Here is a 1,312-nt window from a genome sequence, read left to right on the forward strand (position 1 = left end):
GGCTCTTCGTCGAAGGTGGTGGTAAACGTAGCTTTTAAGATAAACTTCTTCGTACAATTTCATATTCCCGATAGTCATGAGCGAAACCCTTTTATACCAGAAAGTATTAGGCCTAAAGGCTCCATGGTTAGTTTCTAAAGTTCAACTTGATGAAGAGCATCAACGTATTATCGTCGTTGTGGACTATGTACATAGTGGTGATTCAGTTTGCCCTGTCTGTCAGGGTTTAGCCCGTCATTATGACTCACGCCCTCGAACTTGGCGTCATCTAGATACTTGCCAATTTGAAACGATAATCCACTCAAATGTGCCTCGTATTCATTGTCCTAAACATGGCTATCAGACACTCCAAGTTCCTTGGGCGCATGAAAGCAGTCGCTACACTGAATTACTGGAAATGAGAGTGTTGGCGATGTTAACAATGAGTACGCTAAATGCGGTCAGTAAATTCTTTAAACTAAGCTGGGGAGCCATTGACCGAATAATGGACAGAGCCGTCTCTAGAGGGTTAGCACATCGAACCGCTTGTTCGACAGAGTCGTTGCTGATTGATGAAACAGCGATTAAAAAAGGGCATGATTACGTCACTGTGCTTTCCAACTCTCAAGGCCAAGTGTTAGCCGTCTCAGACGGTCGCTCTAAAGCCAGTTTTAACGCTTGTTTTGCGCAATTGCCTTCATATACGAAATCACAAACTAAAACCATTTGTATGGACATGAGCCCTGCTTATATTTCAGCGGCAAAGGCAGCATTTCCTGACGCTGAAAAGCGGATTGCATTTGACCATTTCCATATTGCTAAATTACTGACTGAAGCCGTCAATGCTATACGAAGGGATGAAATATACAGGCTGTCTCCCTCAATGAGACAAGAAGCTCATCGCACACGCTTCTTCTGGCTTAAGCAGAGGCACAACTTATCAGCGGATAGGAAAGAAAGACTAAATAAACTCGTGCCTTCGTTAATGAATACAGCGCTAGCTTGGTATTTTAAAGAGCAAGCTCGTGACATATGGCATGGCAACTGCGTTCGCGGCACTAAGCAGAGATGGCTAGAATGGATAGCTTTAATCAAGGCAAGTAATATCAAGCCTTTAATTTCCGTAGCTGAAACAGTTGAGTCTAAATTATGGGGCATACTTAATGCGATGCGTTTTGGTGTTTCAAATGGTCTAGCAGAAGCTATCAATAGTCAAATAAGGCTGCTGAGAGTAAAGGCCATGGGGTATAGAAATACAGAGCGATTTAAGCGAGCAATACTGTTTCACTTTGGGAAGTTGGATATGGGGTTCCACCATTAACGACGAAGAGCC

The 1,312-nt window shown here is 43.3% G+C and carries 1 protein-coding gene; it reads left to right on the forward strand.

The annotated features are described in order from the left end of the window. The first annotated feature begins 76 nt into the window (after positions 1–76). Complete coding sequence (locus AB4298_RS21210) at positions 77–1,300, forward strand: ISL3 family transposase (RefSeq protein WP_371988321.1); 1,224 nt, start codon at positions 77–79, stop codon at positions 1,298–1,300. Positions 1,301–1,312 lie beyond the last annotated feature (12 nt).

The organism is Shewanella sp. 10N.261.52.F9, assembly GCF_041471165.1.
GTDB lineage: Bacteria > Pseudomonadota > Gammaproteobacteria > Enterobacterales > Shewanellaceae > Shewanella > Shewanella marinintestina.

Coding starts and splice junctions, on each gene's coding strand:
- AB4298_RS21210 (WP_371988321.1), top strand. CDS start 77: ATGAGCGAAACCCTTTTATACCAGAAAGTATTAGGCCTAAAGGCTCCA.